The sequence below is a fragment of the Nostoc sp. genome, assembly GCF_036917635.1.
Lineage (GTDB): Bacteria > Cyanobacteriota > Cyanobacteriia > Cyanobacteriales > Nostocaceae > Nostoc.
Genome location: NZ_JBALCW010000042.1, coordinates 55,403 through 76,653, shown reverse-complemented (window position 1 = coordinate 76,653; position 21,251 = coordinate 55,403). Strand labels below are relative to the sequence as shown.

At 41.0% G+C, this 21,251-nt stretch carries 17 protein-coding genes, 1 tRNA gene and 1 pseudogene; 12 read left to right on the top strand and 7 right to left on the bottom strand.

The window, feature by feature from the left end; genetic code table 11:
• Window positions 1-58 precede the first annotated feature (58 nt).
• On the bottom strand, window positions 59-3,274 hold the full coding sequence (locus V7K32_RS11700) for an ATP-binding protein (RefSeq protein WP_334993383.1): 3,216 nt from the start codon (window positions 3,272-3,274) through the stop codon (window positions 59-61).
• A 624-nt stretch (window positions 3,275-3,898) separates the two neighbouring features.
• Between V7K32_RS11700 and V7K32_RS11695 the strand changes: the two genes are divergently transcribed.
• The 9 genes from V7K32_RS11695 to V7K32_RS11655 all read left to right on the top strand — a co-directional run bounded on the left by V7K32_RS11695 (window position 3,899) and on the right by V7K32_RS11655 (window position 12,057).
• Window positions 3,899-4,039 (top strand): hypothetical protein, encoded by a 141-nt coding sequence (locus V7K32_RS11695; protein ID WP_334993285.1) that lies wholly within the window; start codon window positions 3,899-3,901, stop codon window positions 4,037-4,039.
• Entirely contained in the window at window positions 4,008-4,589 is a 582-nt protein-coding gene (locus V7K32_RS11690; RefSeq protein ID WP_334993283.1) for a KaiA family protein, read from the top strand. Before V7K32_RS11695 ends, V7K32_RS11690 begins: the two co-directional genes overlap by 32 nt.
• 104 nt (window positions 4,590-4,693) lie before the next feature.
• Window positions 4,694-5,017, top strand: coding sequence for a circadian clock protein KaiB (kaiB, locus tag V7K32_RS11685; RefSeq protein ID WP_109012544.1), 324 nt, complete (start codon window positions 4,694-4,696; stop codon window positions 5,015-5,017).
• Window positions 5,018-5,298: 281 nt separating this feature from the next.
• On the top strand, window positions 5,299-6,861 hold the full coding sequence (gene kaiC, locus V7K32_RS11680; protein WP_334993281.1) for a circadian clock protein KaiC: 1,563 nt from the start codon (window positions 5,299-5,301) through the stop codon (window positions 6,859-6,861).
• 103 nt (window positions 6,862-6,964) lie between these two features.
• A complete protein-coding gene (locus tag V7K32_RS11675; RefSeq protein WP_334993279.1) occupies window positions 6,965-9,202 on the top strand; it encodes a TolC family protein in 2,238 nt (745 codons plus the stop codon).
• A gap of 414 nt (window positions 9,203-9,616) precedes the next feature.
• Window positions 9,617-9,994, top strand: a complete 378-nt coding sequence (locus tag V7K32_RS11670; RefSeq protein ID WP_334993277.1) for a hypothetical protein — start codon at window positions 9,617-9,619, stop codon at window positions 9,992-9,994.
• A gap of 125 nt (window positions 9,995-10,119) precedes the next feature.
• Entirely contained in the window at window positions 10,120-10,497 is a 378-nt protein-coding gene (locus V7K32_RS11665; RefSeq protein WP_229458202.1) for a hypothetical protein, read from the top strand.
• A 238-nt stretch (window positions 10,498-10,735) separates the two neighbouring features.
• Window positions 10,736-11,245, top strand: a complete 510-nt coding sequence (locus V7K32_RS11660; protein WP_334993273.1) for a hypothetical protein — start codon at window positions 10,736-10,738, stop codon at window positions 11,243-11,245.
• 32 nt (window positions 11,246-11,277) lie between these two features.
• Window positions 11,278-12,057 carry a photosystem II S4 domain protein gene (locus V7K32_RS11655; protein WP_334993271.1) on the top strand — a complete coding sequence of 260 codons (780 nt, stop codon included), beginning with the start codon at window positions 11,278-11,280 and terminating at the stop codon, window positions 12,055-12,057.
• An 85-nt stretch (window positions 12,058-12,142) separates the two neighbouring features.
• Here V7K32_RS11655 and V7K32_RS11650 read toward each other — a convergent pair whose 3' ends face one another.
• The 6 genes and pseudogenes from V7K32_RS11650 to V7K32_RS11625 all read right to left on the bottom strand — a co-directional run bounded on the left by V7K32_RS11650 (window position 12,143) and on the right by V7K32_RS11625 (window position 17,613).
• A complete protein-coding gene (locus V7K32_RS11650) occupies window positions 12,143-12,919 on the bottom strand; it encodes an SDR family NAD(P)-dependent oxidoreductase (protein ID WP_334993269.1) in 777 nt (258 codons plus the stop codon).
• Between the two features lie 153 nt (window positions 12,920-13,072).
• On the bottom strand, window positions 13,073-14,002 hold the full coding sequence (locus tag V7K32_RS11645; protein ID WP_334993267.1) for a hypothetical protein: 930 nt from the start codon (window positions 14,000-14,002) through the stop codon (window positions 13,073-13,075).
• A 979-nt stretch (window positions 14,003-14,981) separates the two neighbouring features.
• A complete protein-coding gene (locus V7K32_RS11640) occupies window positions 14,982-15,536 on the bottom strand; it encodes a hypothetical protein (RefSeq protein WP_334993381.1) in 555 nt (184 codons plus the stop codon).
• 626 nt (window positions 15,537-16,162) lie between these two features.
• Window positions 16,163-16,375 (bottom strand): annotated as a pseudogene (locus V7K32_RS11635) (hypothetical protein); the annotation flags it as partial.
• 613 nt (window positions 16,376-16,988) lie between these two features.
• A tRNA-Thr gene (locus tag V7K32_RS11630) sits at window positions 16,989-17,060 on the bottom strand.
• A gap of 277 nt (window positions 17,061-17,337) precedes the next feature.
• Window positions 17,338-17,613, bottom strand: coding sequence for a hypothetical protein (locus V7K32_RS11625; RefSeq protein ID WP_334993265.1), 276 nt, complete (start codon window positions 17,611-17,613; stop codon window positions 17,338-17,340).
• A 50-nt stretch (window positions 17,614-17,663) separates the two neighbouring features.
• Between V7K32_RS11625 and argF the strand changes: the two genes are divergently transcribed.
• From argF to V7K32_RS11610, 3 genes are all read left to right on the top strand, one after another.
• Window positions 17,664-18,584: an ornithine carbamoyltransferase gene (argF, locus tag V7K32_RS11620; RefSeq protein ID WP_334993263.1), complete on the top strand. Its 921-nt coding sequence runs from the start codon at window positions 17,664-17,666 to the stop codon at window positions 18,582-18,584.
• A 279-nt stretch (window positions 18,585-18,863) separates the two neighbouring features.
• Entirely contained in the window at window positions 18,864-19,469 is a 606-nt protein-coding gene (gene lexA / locus V7K32_RS11615) for a transcriptional repressor LexA (RefSeq protein ID WP_334993261.1), read from the top strand.
• A gap of 170 nt (window positions 19,470-19,639) precedes the next feature.
• Window positions 19,640-21,112 carry a DNA phosphorothioation system restriction enzyme gene (locus tag V7K32_RS11610; protein ID WP_334993259.1) on the top strand — a complete coding sequence of 491 codons (1,473 nt, stop codon included), beginning with the start codon at window positions 19,640-19,642 and terminating at the stop codon, window positions 21,110-21,112.
• Window positions 21,113-21,251 lie beyond the last annotated feature (139 nt).

Sequence of the window (21,251 nt, the reverse complement as noted above, 5' to 3'; positions counted from 1 at the left end):
TTAGTCATTAGTCATTAGTCATTGGTTATTCATAAAGGACAAATGACTAACGACCGGATTAACATTTGTGATTGTAACCATTGACAGCTAAAGCGTGATTAATCTGGTTTAAGAGGTCTTCCATTGATATCGATCGCGGTAATATTTGGGTAGCGATCGCACCAACAATAGTTTCTATCGATTCCAAGCCATTCTTCTTCTGCTTGTCAATTTCTTGATCGGCTACCCCAGGCTGTAAACTGGTTTCTGGGCGATTTAATCGCCGATTCAGTACTAAAATTGGGGGTAATTTGTCAGGCGAATCTCCCAATGTTTTCAGTGCTTTTAGCACGTCTTTGTGGATAGCGGATTCTCCTAAACAAATTAGCAGTAAGTCAACGCTTTGGTGGCGAATTTGTTGTAACACTTCTGCCCAACAGGGACTCATCGCCGCTTTGAAGCCTGCTGTTTGTAGGTACTGAATTAAAGCTTGGAACCACTCAGACCCTCGTTCGGCAGTTTCACTACTAATTGAGCAATTTTTTGCTGCCCGATAACCCTTAACTTGCCTGCGTCTTACCTGTGGTAAATCACGCAGCATTGTCAAATCCACTACCAAGATGTTAGCAGGACAGCAAATACCAGAAGCAATTTCCAGTACTGATAGTAAGGCATCTGTTTTCTCAGTGCGACTGCTGTTGTCTTTAGCAAATGGTGTTAAGTAAGGAAATACAGATAATTCTGGTATTTTAGAAGCTATTAAAGTAGTTGCGACATCGCAAGTAACCAGTGGGATAGCCGCTAAACGGGGATGCTGAATTAGTTTTTGCAGATAAATTTGGGCGGTGGTACTTTCGACATCTAGCAAAATGACATCAAACTGCCATACCCGCGCCAAAAGTTCTGCTTGATCTAGATCATCTACTTCAATCACCCGGTGTTCTCGAAGTGAGGGGTGGGGATTGACCGATTCCAATTGGGGATTCACCAACCTGAGAATTCGCAGTGGGGTTTTAGTTGGGATAATTGCGCTGTTGTTTAACCCTTGCGGCAAAACTGCTGGTGAAGTACATAATTTTTCTAAAACTGGCGCTAAAAGGTGATTTTCTACTGGTAAGCTCAAGAAACCATCGGCTCGGTTAGCAAATGCTTGCTCCTTTTCGGCTCCTGTCGCTGTCACAATTACAGATATATGACGGGTTGCTGTGTCAGATTTTAGTAAAGTCAGCACATCCCAGCCTGATAGCAGGGGTAGCAACGGATTCAAAAATATCGCTATTGGTTGCAAGCGCCGAGCTTTTTCGACAGCTTCTGTTCCCGATCGCGCAATCACTACCCGATATCCTAAACCTTTAAGTTGTTCGGTCAAGTCTTCAATATATCGGGCTACTGCCTCGACTACTAAAACCAACCGTTGGGAACTGGTAGGATAATGCTGTGTGGACGTAATAACATGTCCCCGATGGGCGGCTGAGTTTTCCCGTGTCGATTGGTGTCGTGTTTCTTCCTCTTCTCCAATTCCCATATCTGGTTCCAAAAAGCCTGTTTTCGGGGGACTGGGCGGCAGAAGTAGTGTAAACTGGCTACCTTTTCCTTCACGCGATAAGAAGCTGACATCTCCTCCGTGGAGACGAGCCAAGGCCCGGGTTAATACTAGCCCCAAACCAGTGCCTTCAAATTGCCGGGTAAGGGGATTTTCTAGTTGTTGGAATTTTTGAAAGATTAAGTGTTGCTGGTGTTCAGGAATCCCAATGCCTGTATCCCAGACGGTAAAGGCAATCCATCCTTCCCAACGGCTCACCCTTAGCCCAATTTCGCCAGATATTTCGGTGAATTTAAAGGCGTTGGAAAGTAGGTGTACTAGCATCTGGCGCAAGCGTAATTCATCTGCCACTATCTGGTCTAAGCCTAGTTCAATGGAAAGGCAGAATTGGGGAGCAGATGAACGGGCATTTGGAGGTGGTGAGGCAGATGCTTTGGTAGTTTGAGTGTGGATGGCTTTAGCATCTGATAAGGCGCGATCGCACACAGCACTAATTTTCACCGGAGTTAGCGTCAAATCCATTTGTCCCGTTTCCATCCGGGTCAAATCTAAGATGTCATTCACCACACTCATCAGGTGGCGACCACTTTGATGAATCAGTCCCGCATAACGCGCTTGACGCTCGTTAAGTTCTCCCAACTGCTGATCCACCAGCAACCGCGATAATCCTAAAACGGCAGTTAGGGGAGTTTTGAGTTCATGACTAATACAAGCTAAAAACTCATCCTTCAACCGATTTAGTTGAATTAAATCGGCATTTTTTGCAGCCAATTCTTTGCAAAGCTGCTGCTGTTCAGTCACATCAGTAGCTAAAACTAACCACAAATCCTCGCTGAGTGCAACCTCATCTTGTCCACTCATGACTTGAAACTCAGGACTATCTAAGGGAATTTTGGCAAATTGCCAGATTCGCTCCTGACCATTTTGCACTTCGACAACGCAAGTACAAGTACCTACTTGACTATCCAAATAGCAGCGACTGTATACAGGATCTGGTGATGCTTCTTGCTGGGTTAGTTCTTGTTCGCCACCATTGGGATAAACTTTGATTGCTCGTTGGGTGAGATATTCTGGTTTTTCGGAAAGCTTAGGGACAAGTATTGCCTCCACCTGTTGCCTAACTCCTTCTGGATCTTTCAAGCCTCCTAATTGCTCCCACCAGGCGGGATTTCGTCCTACCACCTCGCCAGTACCGGTTTGCAACATTAAAGGCCAAGGCAATCTTTCTAGCAATTGTACCAGTGGCTGGTGTCCTAACGACTTGGGTTGATTTGGCTGTGGCTCACCAGACGACCTCTCGATGCCTGAATTTTGTAACCCAGCCATGCGTTCTTTAGCGAGCGATCGCAACAGGCGTGAACTATCCAGCAACCCCAAATATTGACCATCAGAGTCAATCAGCGCCCAATCTAAGCTCTGCTGTTTTTCGGCTTGGGCATAACATAGGTGCAAGCCTAATTGCTCTACACGCTCAGAAGCTAATATTGTCTGTATTGGCTCAATTACACCTTGACCGCAAATGGAGAGTGATTGGTGTAAATTTAGATTTTTATCGTCACTATCTGTTAATAATTTTTGGATTAAACGGGCAGAATACAGCAATCCGATGGGGGATTGCTGTTGATTCACTACTACCAAGCGATCGCACTGCTCTTGCTCAAAAATCTCCAACACCACTGCCAAAGAACTTGTTTGGGGGCAGCTAGGTACGGTTGCTTGAAAGTCATAAAGCGGGTAATCTAGCATTAACATAGGGCTTTTGGGGTCATTCTTCCTCTGGAACCCTCCGGCATTTCCATCTGCCAACTGTTGATGGTGTTTTCGCCTGAAGCCATATCCTCTAAGAAGACTCATATAAGCAACTCTGGTTATTTCAACGCCATTAAAAAAACGGGATTTTCCCTCACGGGTACTTTTACGTCCTTTATATTTTTCCAAGAGGCGACGTTTCTAAGTTCTAGCAACTAGCCTCCCAGTGTCTTACTGGTATTTAAACTCCTCATCGATAGCGACAGCTAAAACAATTATGACCCCAAAGAATCGCTTTAGAACCTTGAGGAATTATAATGATTTAGAATGGGACAATCCTTTAAGTTCGTTTAAGTATCTTATCAAGGAGCAAAATCAAAAAATCTATCTATGTAAATAATAAATTAGCTCCTGTGTCTTGCTATGCCGACAAATACCTCATCATCAAAGACCTACTAAGTCTAATTACTCAGTTGCTGCACTAAGTTGTTGAGTGGCTAAGGCCGCAAGTCAAAAGTCAAAAGTCAAAATTTTTGTATGTCAAGGCCTTTGCAAGTTTTAAAATGGTAGCTTTATTTACGCGACGCTGTACTAGCACTACCTGCTAACATAGAGCGTTGTTTTGGGGTGGAATCACCACTTTACCGCACACCTAGTATTCCCTTAGAAGCGTTAGCCAAACTTATTAACCCACATTTCTTGGTCAAGGCGATCAAGGAAATAGATTTAAGAATAGATGTTATTACCGATATTGATTCTGGAACCTGATGTTAAGAAATGCTTAAATAATCTAGTTGATTTAAACAAACAAAAATGCTGGAGCAGATGGGTGGGAAAAGTTATTGACGCGATTATTGCTCAATATTGCTATCTACCCGTTGTTGCAACTACCTCTGCAAAAATCAACTATTTACCAATTTTGCTGCAACCAAATTTAAATAAAACATACACAGACAAGTACATCTATGTATTTGCCAGTCACACCCAAAAAAGTCAACAGCATTTCCAGGAGATGACTCCAGGAGAAAGGCAAGAATTATTAAGACACCTAAAATCAGATTACAGCCTGATTCTTATAAACTATTTTACCACAGATAAAACACTCAAAGAAAAAATTGATAAATTTATCAATACTATATTTTATGCGAATATTCCTATACCCAAAATCATCGAAATTCACATGGAGGTAATTGAAGAATTTTCTAACCAGCTAAAATTAGAAGGAAGGAGCAATGAGGCGTTACTTGATTACCGTTTAACGTTGATAGATATCCTGGCTCATCTATGCGAACTCTACAGAAGTTCGATTTCTAGATAACTTAAAATTATCGATGTTGAACTTAGCACAAGCTACCTCTGTTAATCATCCACAATGTGCAAACAAATATTGTATTTATATTCTCAGGACTAGCTTGTAAGTATATGGATAAAGCCAGAAAAACCTACGTTCTCAAACTTTACGTAGCAGGGAATACCCCTAATTCAGTCCGCGCCTTAAAAACACTCAAAAATATTTTAGAGCAGGAGTTTAAAGGTGTTTATGCTTTAAAAGTGATCGATGTACTGAAAAGCCCGCAACTGGCAGAAGAAGATAAAATATTGGCGACGCCAACATTATCTAAAATTTTGCCTCCACCCGTTCGTAAAATTATCGGGGATCTTTCAGATAGGGAAAGAGTATTGATTGGATTAGATTTGCTCTATGAAGAACTGAGTGAAGGAGATTTTGAAGAGGAAAATAATTAATGAAGGAGCCAGAATACAGAATAGAGAATACAGAATTATCTACCCATAAAGGGATAGACTTTTAAGGCGAGAATATTTAATACTAGTTTCCCCCCTATTGGGCGAAAGCGCGTAGCGAGACGGAGTAAGATTTTAAGCAATATTCAGATGCTCTCTCCGAGACGCACAAGGAATACAATATTACCCAATCGTACAGACAAAATTCCTACTGAATTCTTACTACTGAGTTCTGAATTCTTCTTATAAAAAAACAGTTTTTAATACCCTTTTGTTATCAAGCAATGAGTGAAACAGAGCAAGCAAAACCAAAAAAAACACCGAAAATTGGAGGTGTAGAAAAAATTCGCACGATGATCGAAGGGTTTGATGATATTACTCATGGTGGTTTACCAATTGGTAGAACTACCTTGATTAGTGGCACTTCCGGTACAGGTAAAACTTTATTCTCTCTTCAGTTTCTCTATAACGGCATCACCTACTTTGACGAACCAGGAGTATTTGTTACTTTTGAAGAATCACCCAGTGATATTATTAAAAACGCTCATGTTTTTGGGTGGAACCTGCCACGCCTAATTGAGGAAGGCAAGTTGTTTATTCTTGATGCATCTCCCGATCCTGAAGGACAGGATATAGTTGGTAATTTTGACCTGTCTGCACTAATTGAGCGATTGCAATATGCGATTCGCAAATACAAAGCTAAACGAGTTTCAATCGACTCAATAACAGCAGTATTTCAGCAGTATGAAGCGATGGGAGTAGTCCGGCGCGAGATTTTTCGCCTAGTAGCCCGTCTAAAACTACTCAATGTCACCACTATTATTACAACTGAACGTAGCGAAGAATATGGCCCCGTTGCCTCTTTTGGAGTGGAAGAATTTGTTTCTGATAATGTAGTAATTGTTCGCAACGCTTTAGAAGGAGAACGCCGCCGTCGCACAAGTGAAATTCTCAAGTTGCGCGGCACAACTCACATGAAAGGCGAGTATCCCTTCACGATTACTAATGAAGGGGTTAACATCTTCCCACTGGGAGCAATGCGCTTGACTCAACGATCTTCTAATGTCAGGGTATCTTCTGGTGTGAAAATCTTAGATGAAATGTGCGGTGGTGGTTTCTTTAAAGATTCGATTATTTTGGCAACAGGAGCCACCGGGACTGGTAAAACCCTGTTAGTAAGTAAGTTTATTCAAGATGGCTGCCTGAATGGAGAACAGGCAATATTATTTGCTTACGAAGAATCACGCGCGCAACTATCTCGTAATGCTTCCTCTTGGGGAATTGATTTTGAAGAATTAGAAGATCAAGGTTTACTGAAAATAATTTGTACTTATCCCGAATCAACTGGTTTAGAAGACCATTTACAAATTATAAAATCAGAAATTGCTATCTTCAAACCAGCCCGCATCGCCATTGACTCCCTATCAGCATTAGCTAGAGGAGTCAGCAATAATGCATTTAGGCAGTTTGTAATTGGTGTGACGGGTTATGCTAAACAAGAAGAAATTACTGGTTTCTTTACTAACACAACTGACCAATTTCTGGGAGCGCATTCAATTACTGATTCTCATATCTCCACGATTACCGATACAATTCTGATGCTACAGTACGTAGAAATTCGTGGAGAAATGTCGCGGGCAATTAACGTGTTCAAAATGAGAGGCTCTTGGCATGATAAGGGCATTCGTGAGTATAATATCACTGCGGATGGCCCCGATATTAAAGATTCTTTCCGAAACTACGAACGGATTATTAGCGGTGCTCCTACTCGGGTTAGTATCGATGAAAAGGCGGAACTTTCTCGCATTGTTAGACGTTTTGAAGACAAACAGAGTTCCGAACCCTAAATTTAGTATCGTAGTATATTCTCTCCTAAATTTAGTATCGTGCTATATTCTGTGGTGAAGAAAGGTTTTCTGCCGCTAGATTGATTTTCGTGTGAGGGATGCGGTGAAAGGACAGCAATTATTCCATAGCTTATTGCCTGGTGTGACAGCAGCGGTTTTAACAACTGGGCCTGCTTGGGCTGGGACTGTAAAACTAACTGGGGTACAAGTGGCGTCTTCTCCTAGTGTTTTGACTTCTACTTATGGTCAAGACTTAGTTGGGGGCATTGTGAATACGCAACTGCATAATGGTGCAAATGTTAGTGTTCCAACCCTAGTACCTGCTTTCGGTTTCACTAAACTTAGTATGAAGCCTTTAAGTAATAACAGTATTCCAGCGTTTCCGGCTGAAAATACTGTTGTGCCAATAAAACAAGTACTTAAGAAAGATAAAGGTAGATTTTTCAGTTTGACACCTACCTCTAATGCTTCCCAACAGCTTGGTGTCAGCCGTTCTGCTCAAAATAACCAAAAAAACAGTAATTCAAGCGCTGATGGGCAGGAATCAAAGAGCGTAGTAGTTCCGAACTACACTTCAAAACCCTTTTCTGTCCAAAAAGAAATTTTGTCCCTGTCTTCTGCACAGCAGCCAGTGGTTCAAAAGATAAATACTGTTACTCAGTCGCAGCCATTTTTACAATCTTCAGCTACAGGTGTGGGATCGGCAAAACTGTTGTCAGCCCAAAGATGTCCACAGGAATTGGGGAAAAGCAAAACTGATTCCTCATCTGTGCTACTGATTTCAAGTACCTGCTCACAACAAAATGCTGCTGGGAGCATTGCTCAGAGTAATCCTCCGATTCCGACAGATTCGACGCCAACTCCCACTCTTCCAGGAACCGTAACTCCTGTACCAGGGGGTTCAGCGCAACCGATTACAGTACCGGAAACCGTAATTCCGACGCTTGGGGGTTCGGTGCAACCTTCCACAGTGCCGAGAACCATAACTCCTGCGCCGTCAGGTTCAGTGCAAATTCCACAGAACCTGATTCCTAGCTCAAATCCCCTGCAATTTCCTACCAAACCAGAGGAAGTGACACTTCAGGGAAATCAGCCGATTACTTTGGCACAGGCTTTGGAGCTAGCACGGCGGAATAATCGCGATTTACAGGTGTCTCTATTAGAGCTAGAACGCAATCAAGCGGCTCTACGAGAGGCGCAAGCTGCTTTGTTACCCACTCTGGGAATTAGCACGGATCTGACTCGCAGTCAGTCTGCTAGTAGTCAGCTGACAGACGAATTAAGCGCGCGAAATGGCTTTCCTTCTAACCAAGATAAACCCAGTACAGGTTTTTCTGGTCAAGCACAACTTTCATATAATATTTATACTTCTGGGAGAGTGCAAGCTAGTGTCAGAGCGGCTGAAGAACAGCTACGTTACTATGAGTTGGCTGTAGAAACTCAGTCTGAGACAATCCGTCTGAATGTTGCTACTGACTACTACAATTTGCAACAAGCGGATGAACAAGTACGCATTAGCCAGTCGGCTGTAGTGAACTCTCAGGCTAGTTTGCGTGATGCAGAAGCTTTAGAGCGAGCTGGGGTTGGTACGCGGTTTGATGTGTTGCGATCGCAAGTGACTTTAGCAAATGCCCAACAAAATTTGACTAATGCTAGATCGCAGCAGGCAATAGCCCGTCGTCAATTAGCAACTCGGATAAGTTTGCCACAGACGGTAAATATCAGTGCAGCCGATCCTGTACAATTAGCTGGTCTTTGGAACCCAACGCTAGAACAAAGTATTGTGCTAGCTTATCAAAATCGTCCAGAATTGCAACAGCAGCTAGCACAACGCAATACTTATGAGCAACAGCGTAAGCAGGCCCTTGCGGAACTGGGGCCTCAAGTTAGTTTGGTCGCTAGCTACAACCTGCTAGATCAGTTCAATGATAATGTCAGTGCTACTGATGGTTATTCATTCGGAGTTCAGGCAACCCTAAATTTGTTTGATGGAGGAGCAGCAAAAGCAAGGGCAGCTCAGTCCAGAGCTAGTATTGCGATCGCAGAAACTCAATTTGCCGAACAGCGCAACCAAATTCGCTTTCAGGTAGAACAAGCCTATTCTACCCAGCAATCTAGATTAGAGAATGTTCAAACCGCTAATACCGCTTTAGAACAAGCTAGAGAAGCTCTACGTTTAGCGCGTTTGCGATTCCAAGCTGGTGTAGGCACTCAAACTGATGTTATTAACTCTGAAAACGACCTCACACAAGCTGAAGGTAATCGAGTTACAGCAATTTTGGATTACAACCGTGCTTTAGCTCAGTTACAACGGTCTGTTACCCTCAGAGCGCTACGCTAATTAGCCGAAACTCAACCGTCAATACTTTTGACTGCTGTTGTTTGTAATACACTTTGCACCTCCCTTCAGGGGATCAGCCAGTCCAGTAATATTTTTGATTAAAAGTTCCAAGAAGCCTCTTATTTCTGTGTAATTACTGAAATATGAGGTTTTTTGGTAATAAAAGCTATATTGAAACAAGTCTTGGCACTAATTGTATAAATTGAAGACAGTTCCGTGGGCTTAGAAGTAGAGAGGTTGCATTACAACGTCTGTTATTAGGTCATTAGTGGTACAAATGATCTTATCTAAACCGTATTGGGGTAAAAGCAGCTTATCTTCAGGTAAAGTGTCGCCACCGGAAACTGTCTGAGTCAACACAGCGCTTCTACCGTGTATGGTTCTAGGGAAGATTATTATATGTCAATTTACGATGTGCTTCGTACAGTCTCGTCGTTCCACGATTCCACGGGCAAACAGTTAAAAATCGGCGGTTATCGGCCAGATCCTATTGATCGAAGAGATAAAAAATACGGTGTTGGTCGTTATCAAACACAACAGTTACCGCCAATGGTCGATTTACGTCCCTACATGACAGAAGTCGAACAGCAGGGAGAATTGAACAGTTATACAGCGAATGCAATGGCGGGAGCTTACGAGTATCTGGCAATGCGTCAATTTGGCTCTGCAGAGTGTGTGAGTCGCTTGTTTATTTATTACAATGCCAGATTGTCTGATGGAGTAATCAATATGCTTAGGTTAAGGCTAAAATTTCTCAAAGGCAATTTTTTAAATTTACACTTTTATGTCTAAATAATAATACTAAAGCCACTATCGACTTATTCATTAGTCTAAAGCCATTGGCTGTGCGTCTAGTTTTTGGATCAAAATTGGACTAACATAACTGAGTGTCCGGTCGCTCGCCTTGTCAAAGACTCATGACTAAAGTAACATCTCAAGAAATTGCACAGTTTCGCTCTCAATTGGCAGAAGATCCCAGCGACATGGAAGCGCTGGATTTGATTGAAGACTGTGATGGAGATTTAGAAGATGCGGCGATGACGCTAGCTATCCGGGCAGGACAACAACCAGAAAGAGCAAATTCCGAGTGGTTAGATGCCTTAGCTAGAAAATGGCGTGTGGTGATTTGCGAACAAGAATATCGGGAAGATTTGCTTAATACTTCACCTCAAAAGATGATGGAACATCTAAAAGCAATGCCGACGTTTCCTAAAATTTTGGCAACACCAGTTTTGATTTATGTCCTCAAGCAAGGCGTGAACAATTTTTGTGAGCCACTAGATTCGCTAAAGTGATCGGATGTACATTTAACTTGTGCTAACTTACTTGTGCGATGCCTGCGGCGGGCTACGCCTACGCGGTTTGTAGTTGAGTTCAATACAGACCTAACAATAACAGCCCCTTAAGAGCGAGCGTTGGGGAGTAAGACTCCTAACTCCTAACTTTTAACTCCTACCCAATGCAAAATGATTCGACAAGGACTGATACGCTGTTAATTAAGGCAAAACTTTTATTAGACAAATTAGTACATCAATGAATTACCTTGTTGCCGTATTACCAGACCGCATTCAAGCCGAAGCTGCTTACTTAGCTTTAGAAGAACAAGGCATAAACAGTACTATCCTGGGGAAAGGATATAAAACAGCTGACGAGTTTGGCTTAATTGACCCGAAAGACCAAACCAAAAAGCAAGCACAACTGATGGCAACCTGGCTGATACCATTTGGCTTTTTTGCAGGTTTTACATTCAGCCTGATCACTGGTTTAGATACTTTTGCCTGGGCGGGTGAAATTGGCAATCACATCGTTGGCGGACTGCTGGGCGCTGCTAGTGGTGCTATGGGTGGTGTTTTGGTCGGTGGCGGAGTCGGTTTACTTGTAGGTAGTGGTGATGCTTTACCTTATCGCAACCGCTTAGACGCGGGTAAATACTTAGTTGCCGTTCAAGGTTCTGAAACTCTCACTCGGCAAGCAACCCGAATATTACGTCAGTTTGATCCAGAAAATATCCAAGGTTATGCTGACACAAATACTGTGTATTGAATGAATCAATGACTAACTCATAATTTTTAAGAATGTTGCCACGAGAAGAACTTTTAAAAGGTATTGAAAATCGAGATAGTGTAGCTCGTGTAATTGACCAAGCAGAGCAAGCCATCAAAACTTGGGAAGTGGTTTTGACTGATTTTCTATCTCCCCCAGAATTGGCAGAAATTCAACGGGTGTTTAACCGATTAACAGAAGTGCAATTGGCGGCGTGGGGCGGATATCCGCAAGCTGAACGCCAAAGAATAGCGATCGCTCGTTCCGAACTTCCCTTAGATCAATCTCAAGTCAGCCTTGTAACCGTGGAAATTGCTGGTAATTTTCTGTTTGATACCGCCTCTCACCGCGACTTTTTAGGCGCAATGTTGGGGACGGGTATTGTTCGTGAAAAGACGGGAGACATTATAGTTTTGGGAGAACGGGGAGCGCAGGCGATCGTCGTCCCAGAGTTGGTGGAATTTTTGTCAATGAGTCTTCAACAGGTGCGATCGGTTCCTGTGAAAACTCAGCAGATTGAGATAACTGAATTAAGGGTTAGGGAACCAAAGAAAAAAGAATTAACTACTGTGGAGGCTTCTTTGCGATTAGATGCGATCGCATCTGCTGGTTTTGGCATGTCCCGCAGCAAAATGGTTGATTTCATTGATGCTGGTGATGTCCGCGTCAATTGGAAGGAAGTTACGCAAGCTAGTTCTCAACTCAAATCAGGCGACTTAATCGCTATTCGCTCTAAAGGACGTTTAGAAGTTGGCGAAATCGCCGTTACAAAAAAAGACCGTTACCGAGTTCAACTAACAAGATATATCTAATAAGTGAGGAGTGAGGAGTGAAAAGTTAGGATTTTTAAATTCCCCGCTTTCTTTAACTCCTAACTCCTAACTCTTAAACATATACTTAGGCTTTAAAGTGTTTCGCTAACATATTCAACAGAAGTTTGCGTGGTACGAGTCGAGATAATTTGCTTCTAAGTTGAGTACTAGTATCAGAACTAATAACAGTTGGATAGCCTTTTTCCAAAGCCTCTAAAGATTCCCAAACCACTTTTTTGGAAGAATATACTTTTTCTGTACTACTTGCCAGCGTTGGAGGAAAATTAGCTTCTGCAAAAAAATTTGTTTCTATTGGCCCTGGACAAGTGACTAAAATACGCACACCATATTGATGATTTTCTGCCCATAGCGCTTCACTAAAGCTAAGAATAAAAGCTTTACTAGCAGCATAAACAGAGAGGTATGGTATCGGTTGAAATGCCGTAATAGAGGATACGTTAATAATACTTCCAGAACGACGTTGCCGCATCAAGGGGAGAAACTTATGGGTTAAATCTACCAATGCCAAAATGTTTAATTGTACAATTTTGACTTGTCTTTCTCCATCCCCTTCAGCAAAGTCGCCATAGTAACCAAAACCAGCATTGTTGATTAATAAGTCAATGGTTAATCCCTTTTTTTTAGTAGCATCAAATACAGCAGCAGCTGCATTTGATTCTGTGAGGTCTTTGACTATAACCTCTACTTGAATTTTGTGTTGTTCTTCTAGTTGTTTAGCTAATTGGCTTAGTTTCTCTTCGGAACGAGCAACGAGTACAAGATTTGTCTTGCGTGCAGCTAGTTCCTCGGCAAAAGCTTTACCAATACCACTAGAAGCACCAGTAATTAAAGCAGTAGGCATTCTACATATTCATATAGTTTTTAACCAGCATTAAAATTTTAGCTATGCTGGCTATAAGTTTTAACTACCCAAAGTGATATACCCAAAAGGGTAAAAGCAGCACTTAGTAGTGAAGTTTGACTAGAGGAAGCCTCCATTCAAACTTCTCCTCCTCTAAGATTTAACTTTCGCAAGCGGTGTAAGCTCTCCAAGTACACCGATATGGGAGATTCTTAAATCTTCTTCATCTGTATATTGAATAGAGGAGTCGATTTTTTCTGGTAATTCTCTGTCATTGCATGACCACTCAAATAAAAATTTAGAGTCCAAATTCTTGAGGTTAGAAAATATCTGCTGCCATTGGCTTCGTCGAATTCGATTTCCCCACCTTGATTGTAATTCTCTCGAGTAGGCTTCTTCTTGATAAATAAAGAAATCAAATGGTTTTTCATTTGAATTCTTGTGATCCACTAAATGAATAAGATGAAACATAAAGCCATCTTCAGAAAGGCTACTTACAAGATTTTCTAATAGTGGGACAACATCTTTAACTGGCACATGCTCTAACACAGATTTTGAAAAGATGAAATCTAATTTTTCCTCACTAGGCATTTTTTGAGACAAATCAATTGGAGCACTATATTCTATACCTAAGTCTTGTAAGACTTCTACGGACAAATTTTTTAATGAAAGCAGTTTATTTAAACGGAAGCGGATAATGTCACGATCTTCAAATGTACATAGACTATCTAAGATACTCCAACTTACAGACTTAGATACGGCTTTGAAAATATTTTCGGGTTGTAATAACGGGTCAACATCCGTTGCATAAACCTTTTTTGCTCCTAGAAGATAAAATACTAACGAATGAGTAAGTAACCATCCACTTCCAATTTCAAGACAAATTTTATCACGCAATACATATTTTTCTTTACCAGCCTGAAGCAGATAGATAGCAATTTCATTGGCACAAATATCAAGCCTTTTACCTGCAACAGCTAGCTTACTAGAATGCATCTTATTGTATAAACTTTGATATACTTCAGATGATCTAATAGTCGATTTTATTCGTTCATCAAGGAGACTCTTTACTAGATTTTTCATTTTGCACACCTCTCTTGGTTGACTTATCGCAAATTGAACACAACAGTATTAACTGTACCACTCTATAACAAAACTGGATGCATTTTGTCATTTCTTATACAGCTACGTTAAAGAGCATATTTTAGTGTAGAGGTACAGAGTAATCGAGCCTCAAGGGTTTCCCTACTTTGGCTAATTGGCGTGGACGACTGACTTCTAGCGTTTACGAGTCCGGGAAGGTCTGGCTTTGTCTTCCGTATCGCTAGTTACGTGCAGCCTCTACGTTAGCAGAAGGGTACATAATTTTATAAGACAGTCTTTAGATAACTCTACATAATAATTGATCTTAATTAGGACTTACACACAGTACAAATTAGCCATAATATAGATTACGGTTTTTGATCGTTTCAGGCGCTTCGCATAACGCCGATTTATTCCCATATTTGCGACGCCGAATAACCCGTCGTAGACATCGGTGAATCCTAAACACGGCTGAAATAGCCGGCGTTGCCTGTAATACTTATGTACGATGCGTAAGTCCTATTAATTATAAAAGATTTACTCCATAGGAGTTAAACTCATAACGCAAGCTATGGCAGAAGGTGAAACACAGATACGACTTACGCACTGTACACATTAACCATGATATGATTCTACTAAAATAGGTCGTTTCAGACTTTGATTAATTATTACTCTGATGGTAAATATATCCGCGTAGTAGGGGTAAAGCGCAATGCTTTACCCCTACTACAGATCAGGCTTTCCAATAATACATATTTGGCGTTTTATGTCAATGTGCAAATCCTAAAAGATTTACCATCTTGCCAATCTCAAAAAATAGTTGGTGGGAATTTTGGCTAAACCAGCCTAGCCATTGGAGCATTCTTTTTATGGAGTTCATTAAAGTATAATAATCGCTCGTTCGCGTCTTTTTTCTCAAGTACGATGTCCCAAATAAAGATTTTTCTTATGGCGATTCAAATCCATTTGGAATCCGTAATTACCATTTTTCAGACCAATAGATAATTTCTGAGGCGGAAGTATTAACAGCGACCCCGTAGCTATTGCCATGATTCCACTTGAAGCCAGGTCTACCTTTATCCTCTGTATTTAATACCAATATTTCATAACTAGCTGGAAAAGATTCTGTATGAGAGTCACTGGTGTAGAAAAAAGTTGTTGGCACACCATCAGGTTGATTTATGTGGTCGTTTGTGCTACCACCCCTATATTTGTGCTTTGCACTACTTCTGTATTGTGAAAGTAGTTTTTCTATCTTGTTTGGCGGCTGTTTCAGCCTAATTTGAAAAAAACTAGTTCCTTGCGATTCGGGAGAGTAAGCAATGCGAACGTCTTTGGCATCAGTGGGAATTTCATTAGGAAAATGTTTTACTTGGCCATTATCAGACCATAGTTGATTATGAATTTCTTTGTAACGTGATGTATCAGTTATTATTTTAGGTTCCCTAGTACCGCTAAAACTTCTTCTGAGAAAAAAGCTTCCCCCGACAATACTAAAACTAGCAAGGGCTAATAGAAACTGCGATCGCTTCATCAAGTTGGCTGCGTCTAACTTTCATAGTCATATACCTAACTAATAAACTAAATTAGTACTATTGCGGATATCACATCAGAGATATTAACAGAAACTTTGTCTATACAAGGGAAATTCCGGGTAATTGTAAAATTACTATGAAGTTCGTTAATGATTACCTAGTCAAAAACCGCAGGTTATCGTCGTTGATATCAGTACTAGCTTTGTAGCTAACGAAATCAATTTCCCACTATCCATCTTTTTTTCAATTCTTCCTGATGCAGCAATAACTAAGGCGGATATATAAATAGTAGATGCACCTTAATTAAATCACAGCCCTTAACTTTTAGTTGGGGGCTTTTTTTATTGGTGATATTTTTTAATTTGAAATTAAAATAATTTTTTTACAAAGTTAAATATTCCCGGATATGGTAATCAATAAAGCGGATTAATAAATGGTAGATGCACCCTAATAAATTACAGCCTTCAGCCTAAAGCTGGGGGCTTTTTTATCGCTGATGTTTTTTAATTTAAGAATAAAGGGTTAATATTCCCGGATATGGCAATCAATAAAGCGGATTAATAAATGGTAGATGCACCCTAATAAATTACAGCCTTCAGCCTAAAGCTGGGGGCTTTTATTAGACCTATTGCAAAATTACTTTTATGTTATAATTAGGGGGTTGCAATTTTAAACCTGTTATACTTAACTCGTAATTGTAAATTGCCGCAAGTAAGTTACAACGCAGACCATAACGATGACGGCGATTGCGATATCTATCACCAAAAATCTTAAAATTTTTCAGGCGGCGATTTATGTGTTCAATACCGATTCTTGCCTTGGCTAAAAACCGATTATAATTCGACTAATCTCAATATATATTTTAGCTGGTTAATTGCGGAAATATTAGACTTAGAAATCCCACCCCCACAAGCCAGAACTAACCCGATAGTAGTGAAAAAGACGCGCTCAAAATTCAAGAGTAAAAAACGATCTCACAGAAACAATGGCACTCCACCACAACAACTATCTTTCATAATTTGTCACTGTTGCAGCTAATATAATGAATTTTTAACCCATCTACATAAAAGCAGAAATTTGACGCTTTAGATATATTTTAATCATTCGATTGACTCCTCTATTCTTCATGAGACGACCTATTCGTGTGAATGTGGTTTTATCCGGTCTTATTGTCGTAATTAACACGAGAACATAATCTTGTTTATTTTAGTCCCTATTTTTCCTTAACCGAGCAGTATTGGATTTTGACCTCTGGAACAGGGAATAAAGCTTGTCGCCCAGATGTAAGTCGTAGTAGGAGAGGACGCAAGAAATCTACTACTGCGCTTTCTGTTGGGCAGGAAGCCCACAGTGTACTGTCACGAAGCGTGTGGGTAGTTCACTTAGATATTAAAACATCAACTTGGTAATTTAGAGTCAAAACCCCCCGGATTTGGGGGTTTTTCCGTTAAAGCCAGCAGCGGGATTTGAACTCGCGACCTTCCGATTACAAGTCGGATGCACTACCACTGTGCTATGCTGGCAATTTTGTTGATTACTCTCTAGTAGCAACCACAATTTCTTATTGTACCATAATCAATTTATTTGTCTAGCTGTAATTGCTAAAAAATATCTCCCTCTTCAGAAATAAGGCTAGAAGACGAGAGATTTTGGCAAGATCGCTGCTTTTGTGTATCTAAGTAAGTGGGCGCAAATAATCATCACTAGCTTGTAGTTGCGCTAAAGCGCAAGACAGCGCAAGTAGGAGCCAAATACAGAGATTTTACTTTTCGTTACATAGTTTAGTTTTATCTTGCCTACCTATTTAGATGGTTGAGTTGGCATTGCAATTGTAGTGATTGCGATCGCTGATAAAGTTGATAAGGGACTTCCAATAAATAAATTCTTCAATCTTGTGGGGTGGGCATCTTGCCCGCCTTTGGCTATGGGCGGGCAAGATGCCCACCCCACACGAAGTAATTGAGTATTTTTTAAATTGTAAGTCCCTAAATTAATAAGCATGGCAAAAGCTAACTCAAATCCTGGGTTGGGCGCAAAAATATCTGGTACAGTTCTAAAACTGTATTTTCTTAGCACAGCTGAATAAAGGGACAGAAATATATAATTATTTTTTACAGATTACAAGCATGGCAGCATTGCTCGGACGAGATTTATTAAGTCTAGCGGACATCAGTCCTACAGAACTTCAAGAACTCCTGCAATTGGCAACTCAACTTAAATCACAACAACTAAAGTTGCAATGTAATAAAGTTTTGGGGTTGTTGTTCTCCAAAGCTTCTACTCGCACCCGGGTAAGTTTTACAGTGGCGATGTACCAACTGGGTGGACAGGTAATTGATCTTAACCCTAATGTGACTCAAGTTAGTCGCGGGGAACCTTTACAGGATACGGCGCGGGTATTAGATAGATATCTGGATATTTTGGCAATTCGCACTTTTGCACAGCAGGATTTGGAAACTTTTGCTCACTATGCCAAGATTCCGGTGATTAATGCCCTTACCGATGCAGAACATCCTTGTCAGGTGTTAGCTGATTTATTGACGGTTCAAGAACGGTTTGGCACCCTTGCTGGGTTAACTTTAACCTACGTGGGCGATGGAAATAATATGGCTAATTCTCTGATGTTGGGCTGTGCTTTGGTGGGGATGAATGTTACAATTGCCACCCCTAGCGGATATGAGCCAGATTCTAAGATTGTAGAACAAGCAAGAGCGATCGCTAATAACAAAACGGAAGTCCTCATCACTCACGATCCAGAATTAGCAGCCAAGGGTTCTAATGTACTTTACACTGATGTTTGGGCGAGTATGGGACAAGAGGCAGAAGCGGACAACCGAATGCCAATTTTCCAGCCTTACCAAATTTCGGATCAGCTATTAAGCCTTGCCGATCGAGAGGCAATTGTCTTACACTGCTTACCAGCCCATCGTGGTGAAGAAATTACCGAAGCTGTTATTGAAGGTTCTCAATCACGAGTTTGGGAACAGGCAGAAAATCGCCTACACGCTCAAAAAGCTTTGCTTGCTAGTATCTTAGGGGCAAAATGAAAAGAGTTAGGAGTTTGGAGTTAGGAGTTTGGAGTTAGGAGTTAGGAGTTAGGAGTTAGGAGTTAGGAGACGCGATTAATTGCATCTGTACAGGAGTCAAAATAGCGAGTGTGCGATTGGCTCCTGACTACTTGCTGGTAAAAAATCCAAAATAAAAGGGTAAAAGAAAAAAGAATATTCTTACTTTTACCTTTCATATTTTTACTTTTCTCTTGTTATGGGGAGTTTTTTGTAGTACTAATGTTCTAGAGACATTTATAATTACTTCCCGCTTTCTTTATGGAACGTCTAACAGAAGCTCAACAAGAACTTTACGAATGGTTGACAGAATACATCCGATCGCACCAACATTCTCCTTCAATTCGGCAAATGATGCAAGCGATGAATCTGAAGTCACCAGCACCAATTCAAAGCCGTTTAGAACATTTACGCACTAAGGGATATATAGAATGGACTGAAGGCCAAGCGCGAACGATTCGGGTTTTGCGTACTGTGAAGCAAGGTGTACCAATTTTGGGGACGATCGCAGCTGGTGGTTTAATAGAACCATTTACTGATGCTGTAGATCATTTAGACTTTTCTAATTTCGAGTTACCTCCCCAAACTTATGCTTTGCGGGTAGCTGGCGATAGCATGATTGACGATTTAATTGCTGATGGCGATGTGGTATTTTTGCGTCCAGTGGCGGAACCTAATCATTTGAAAAATGGTACCATCGTCGCCGCCAGAGTAGATGGGTTTGGTACTACATTAAAACGTTTTTATCGCCAAGGCGATCGCGTTACCCTCAAACCAGCAAATCCTAAGTACAATCCCATTGAAGTCAGTGCTATGCAAATACAGGTGCAGGGTTCACTCATTGGTGTTTGGCGGGGTTACAACTGAATTTGGGCATTTGCCCAATGCTCAATGCCCATTTTTAACTGCTGTCCGTGGGTTTAAGCCCCCCGGCTCTAAAACCGGCAAGTTTTGTATTGGGGTTAAATCCCCATTACAAAACTTAATTACGAATTACGAATTACGAATTACGAATTACGAATTACGAATTATTTAATATGTACCTGACGAAAAATCCAGTGCAGCAACTGTCCACTTTCCGATTGAAATTACCAATTGCAAGGGAAATTTTGGGGAGTTATCACACGCAACCATTACCAGGATGCCCAAGAATGCCTCCATCTCTGCAATTGCGGCAATATCAGCAAAAAGCGATCGCTAGCTGGTTTACTAACAATGGTAGAGGGACGCTGAAAATGGCTACTGGTAGTGGTAAAACTATTACTGCATTAGCGATCGCTTGTGAATTATATCAGCAAATTAATTTACAAGTATTGGTGGTGGTGTGTCCCTACCGCCATCTTGTCACCCAATGGGCGCGAGAATGCGAAAAATTTAATTTGCAACCGATTTTAGCTTTTGAGAATCTACGCACTTGGCAAAGTCAACTTTCTACCCAAATTTATAATCTGCGTTCTGGTTCTCAACGGTTTGTGACTGTGATTACTACGAACTCTACTTTAATTGGAGATGGGTTTCAATCTCAACTCAAATATTTTCCCGCTAAAACTTTAATTATTGGAGATGAGGCGCATAATTTAGGCGCACCCAAGTTAGAAGAAAGTTTACCGCGCAATGTTGGATTGAGACTGGCTTTATCTGCCACGCCGGAGAGGTATTTTGATGATTTTGGGACGCAATCTCTATTTGATTATTTTGGCCCAGTTCTCCAACCAGAGTTTACATTAAGGGATGCGATCGCTCAAGGGGCTTTGGTACATTATCTCTATTATCCGGTATTGGTGGAGTTAACTGAAGCCGAAAGCATTGCCTATTTAAAGTTGACTAAAAGAATTGGGCGATCGCTATTATATAGAGATAGAGAAAATGGCGTAAATTTTGAAGACAATGAAGATTTAAAACCGTTATTGATGCAAAGGGCAAGATTAATTGGTGCAGCCGAAAATAAATTAACTGCTTTGCGGGATTTAATGGCAACTCGCCACGAAACTACTCACACTCTTTTTTATTGCAGCGATGGTTCACAAGATGCCGGACAACGTTCATCTCTACGCCAACTTAAAGCTGTTGCTAAAATTTTGGGTGTGGATTTGGGGTATAAGGTAAGCACCTATACGGCTCACACAACTTTACAAGAAAGGGAAATATTACGCCATCAATTTGAAAGTGGAGAGTTGCAAGGTTTAGTCGCAATTCGTTGTTTAGATGAAGGTGTCGATATTCCAGCAATTCAAACTGCTGTCATTTTATCAAGTTCTGGTAATCCCCGTCAATTTATCCAGCGACGGGGGCGAGTTTTACGTCCTCATCCGGGTAAGGAACGCGCCACTATATTTGACATGATTGTTTTACCACCAGATTTAGATCGAGAAACCATAGAAGTTGAGCGGAATTTGTTGAAAAAGGAATTACGCCGCTTTGTAGAGTTTGCTGATTTGGCTGATAACGCAGGTGTTGCAAGAATGAAGTTACTTGATTTACAAAAGCGGTATGGTTTATTAGATATTTGATGATTAAGGACTTCCAAATAAAAAATATCTCAAAACCAACACAAAAATCTTCTCTATTTCTCTTCTCTCTGTGTTCTCTGCGCCTCTGTGGTTCGTTAATTTGGATAATTTATTTCCTGCAAATCCCTTAACCAAAAGA

Excerpts from the sequence above, each read along its gene's own strand:
- V7K32_RS11660 (WP_334993273.1), top strand. The coding sequence starts at position 10,736 with ATGAATTACCTTGTTGCCGTATTACCAGACCGCATTCAAGCCGAAGCT.
- lexA (WP_334993261.1), top strand. The coding sequence starts at position 18,864 with ATGGAACGTCTAACAGAAGCTCAACAAGAACTTTACGAATGGTTGACA.
- V7K32_RS11690 (WP_334993283.1), top strand. The coding sequence starts at position 4,008 with ATGTTATTACCGATATTGATTCTGGAACCTGATGTTAAGAAATGCTTA.
- V7K32_RS11650 (WP_334993269.1), bottom strand. The coding sequence starts at position 12,919 with ATGCCTACTGCTTTAATTACTGGTGCTTCTAGTGGTATTGGTAAAGCT.
- V7K32_RS11665 (WP_229458202.1), top strand. The coding sequence starts at position 10,120 with ATGACTAAAGTAACATCTCAAGAAATTGCACAGTTTCGCTCTCAATTG.
- V7K32_RS11640 (WP_334993381.1), bottom strand. The coding sequence starts at position 15,536 with ATGAAGCGATCGCAGTTTCTATTAGCCCTTGCTAGTTTTAGTATTGTC.
- V7K32_RS11645 (WP_334993267.1), bottom strand. The coding sequence starts at position 14,002 with ATGAAAAATCTAGTAAAGAGTCTCCTTGATGAACGAATAAAATCGACT.
- kaiC (WP_334993281.1), top strand. The coding sequence starts at position 5,299 with ATGAGTGAAACAGAGCAAGCAAAACCAAAAAAAACACCGAAAATTGGA.
- V7K32_RS11700 (WP_334993383.1), bottom strand. The coding sequence starts at position 3,274 with ATGTTAATGCTAGATTACCCGCTTTATGACTTTCAAGCAACCGTACCT.
- argF (WP_334993263.1), top strand. The coding sequence starts at position 17,664 with ATGGCAGCATTGCTCGGACGAGATTTATTAAGTCTAGCGGACATCAGT.
- V7K32_RS11655 (WP_334993271.1), top strand. The coding sequence starts at position 11,278 with ATGTTGCCACGAGAAGAACTTTTAAAAGGTATTGAAAATCGAGATAGT.
- kaiB (WP_109012544.1), top strand. The coding sequence starts at position 4,694 with ATGGATAAAGCCAGAAAAACCTACGTTCTCAAACTTTACGTAGCAGGG.
- V7K32_RS11610 (WP_334993259.1), top strand. The coding sequence starts at position 19,640 with ATGTACCTGACGAAAAATCCAGTGCAGCAACTGTCCACTTTCCGATTG.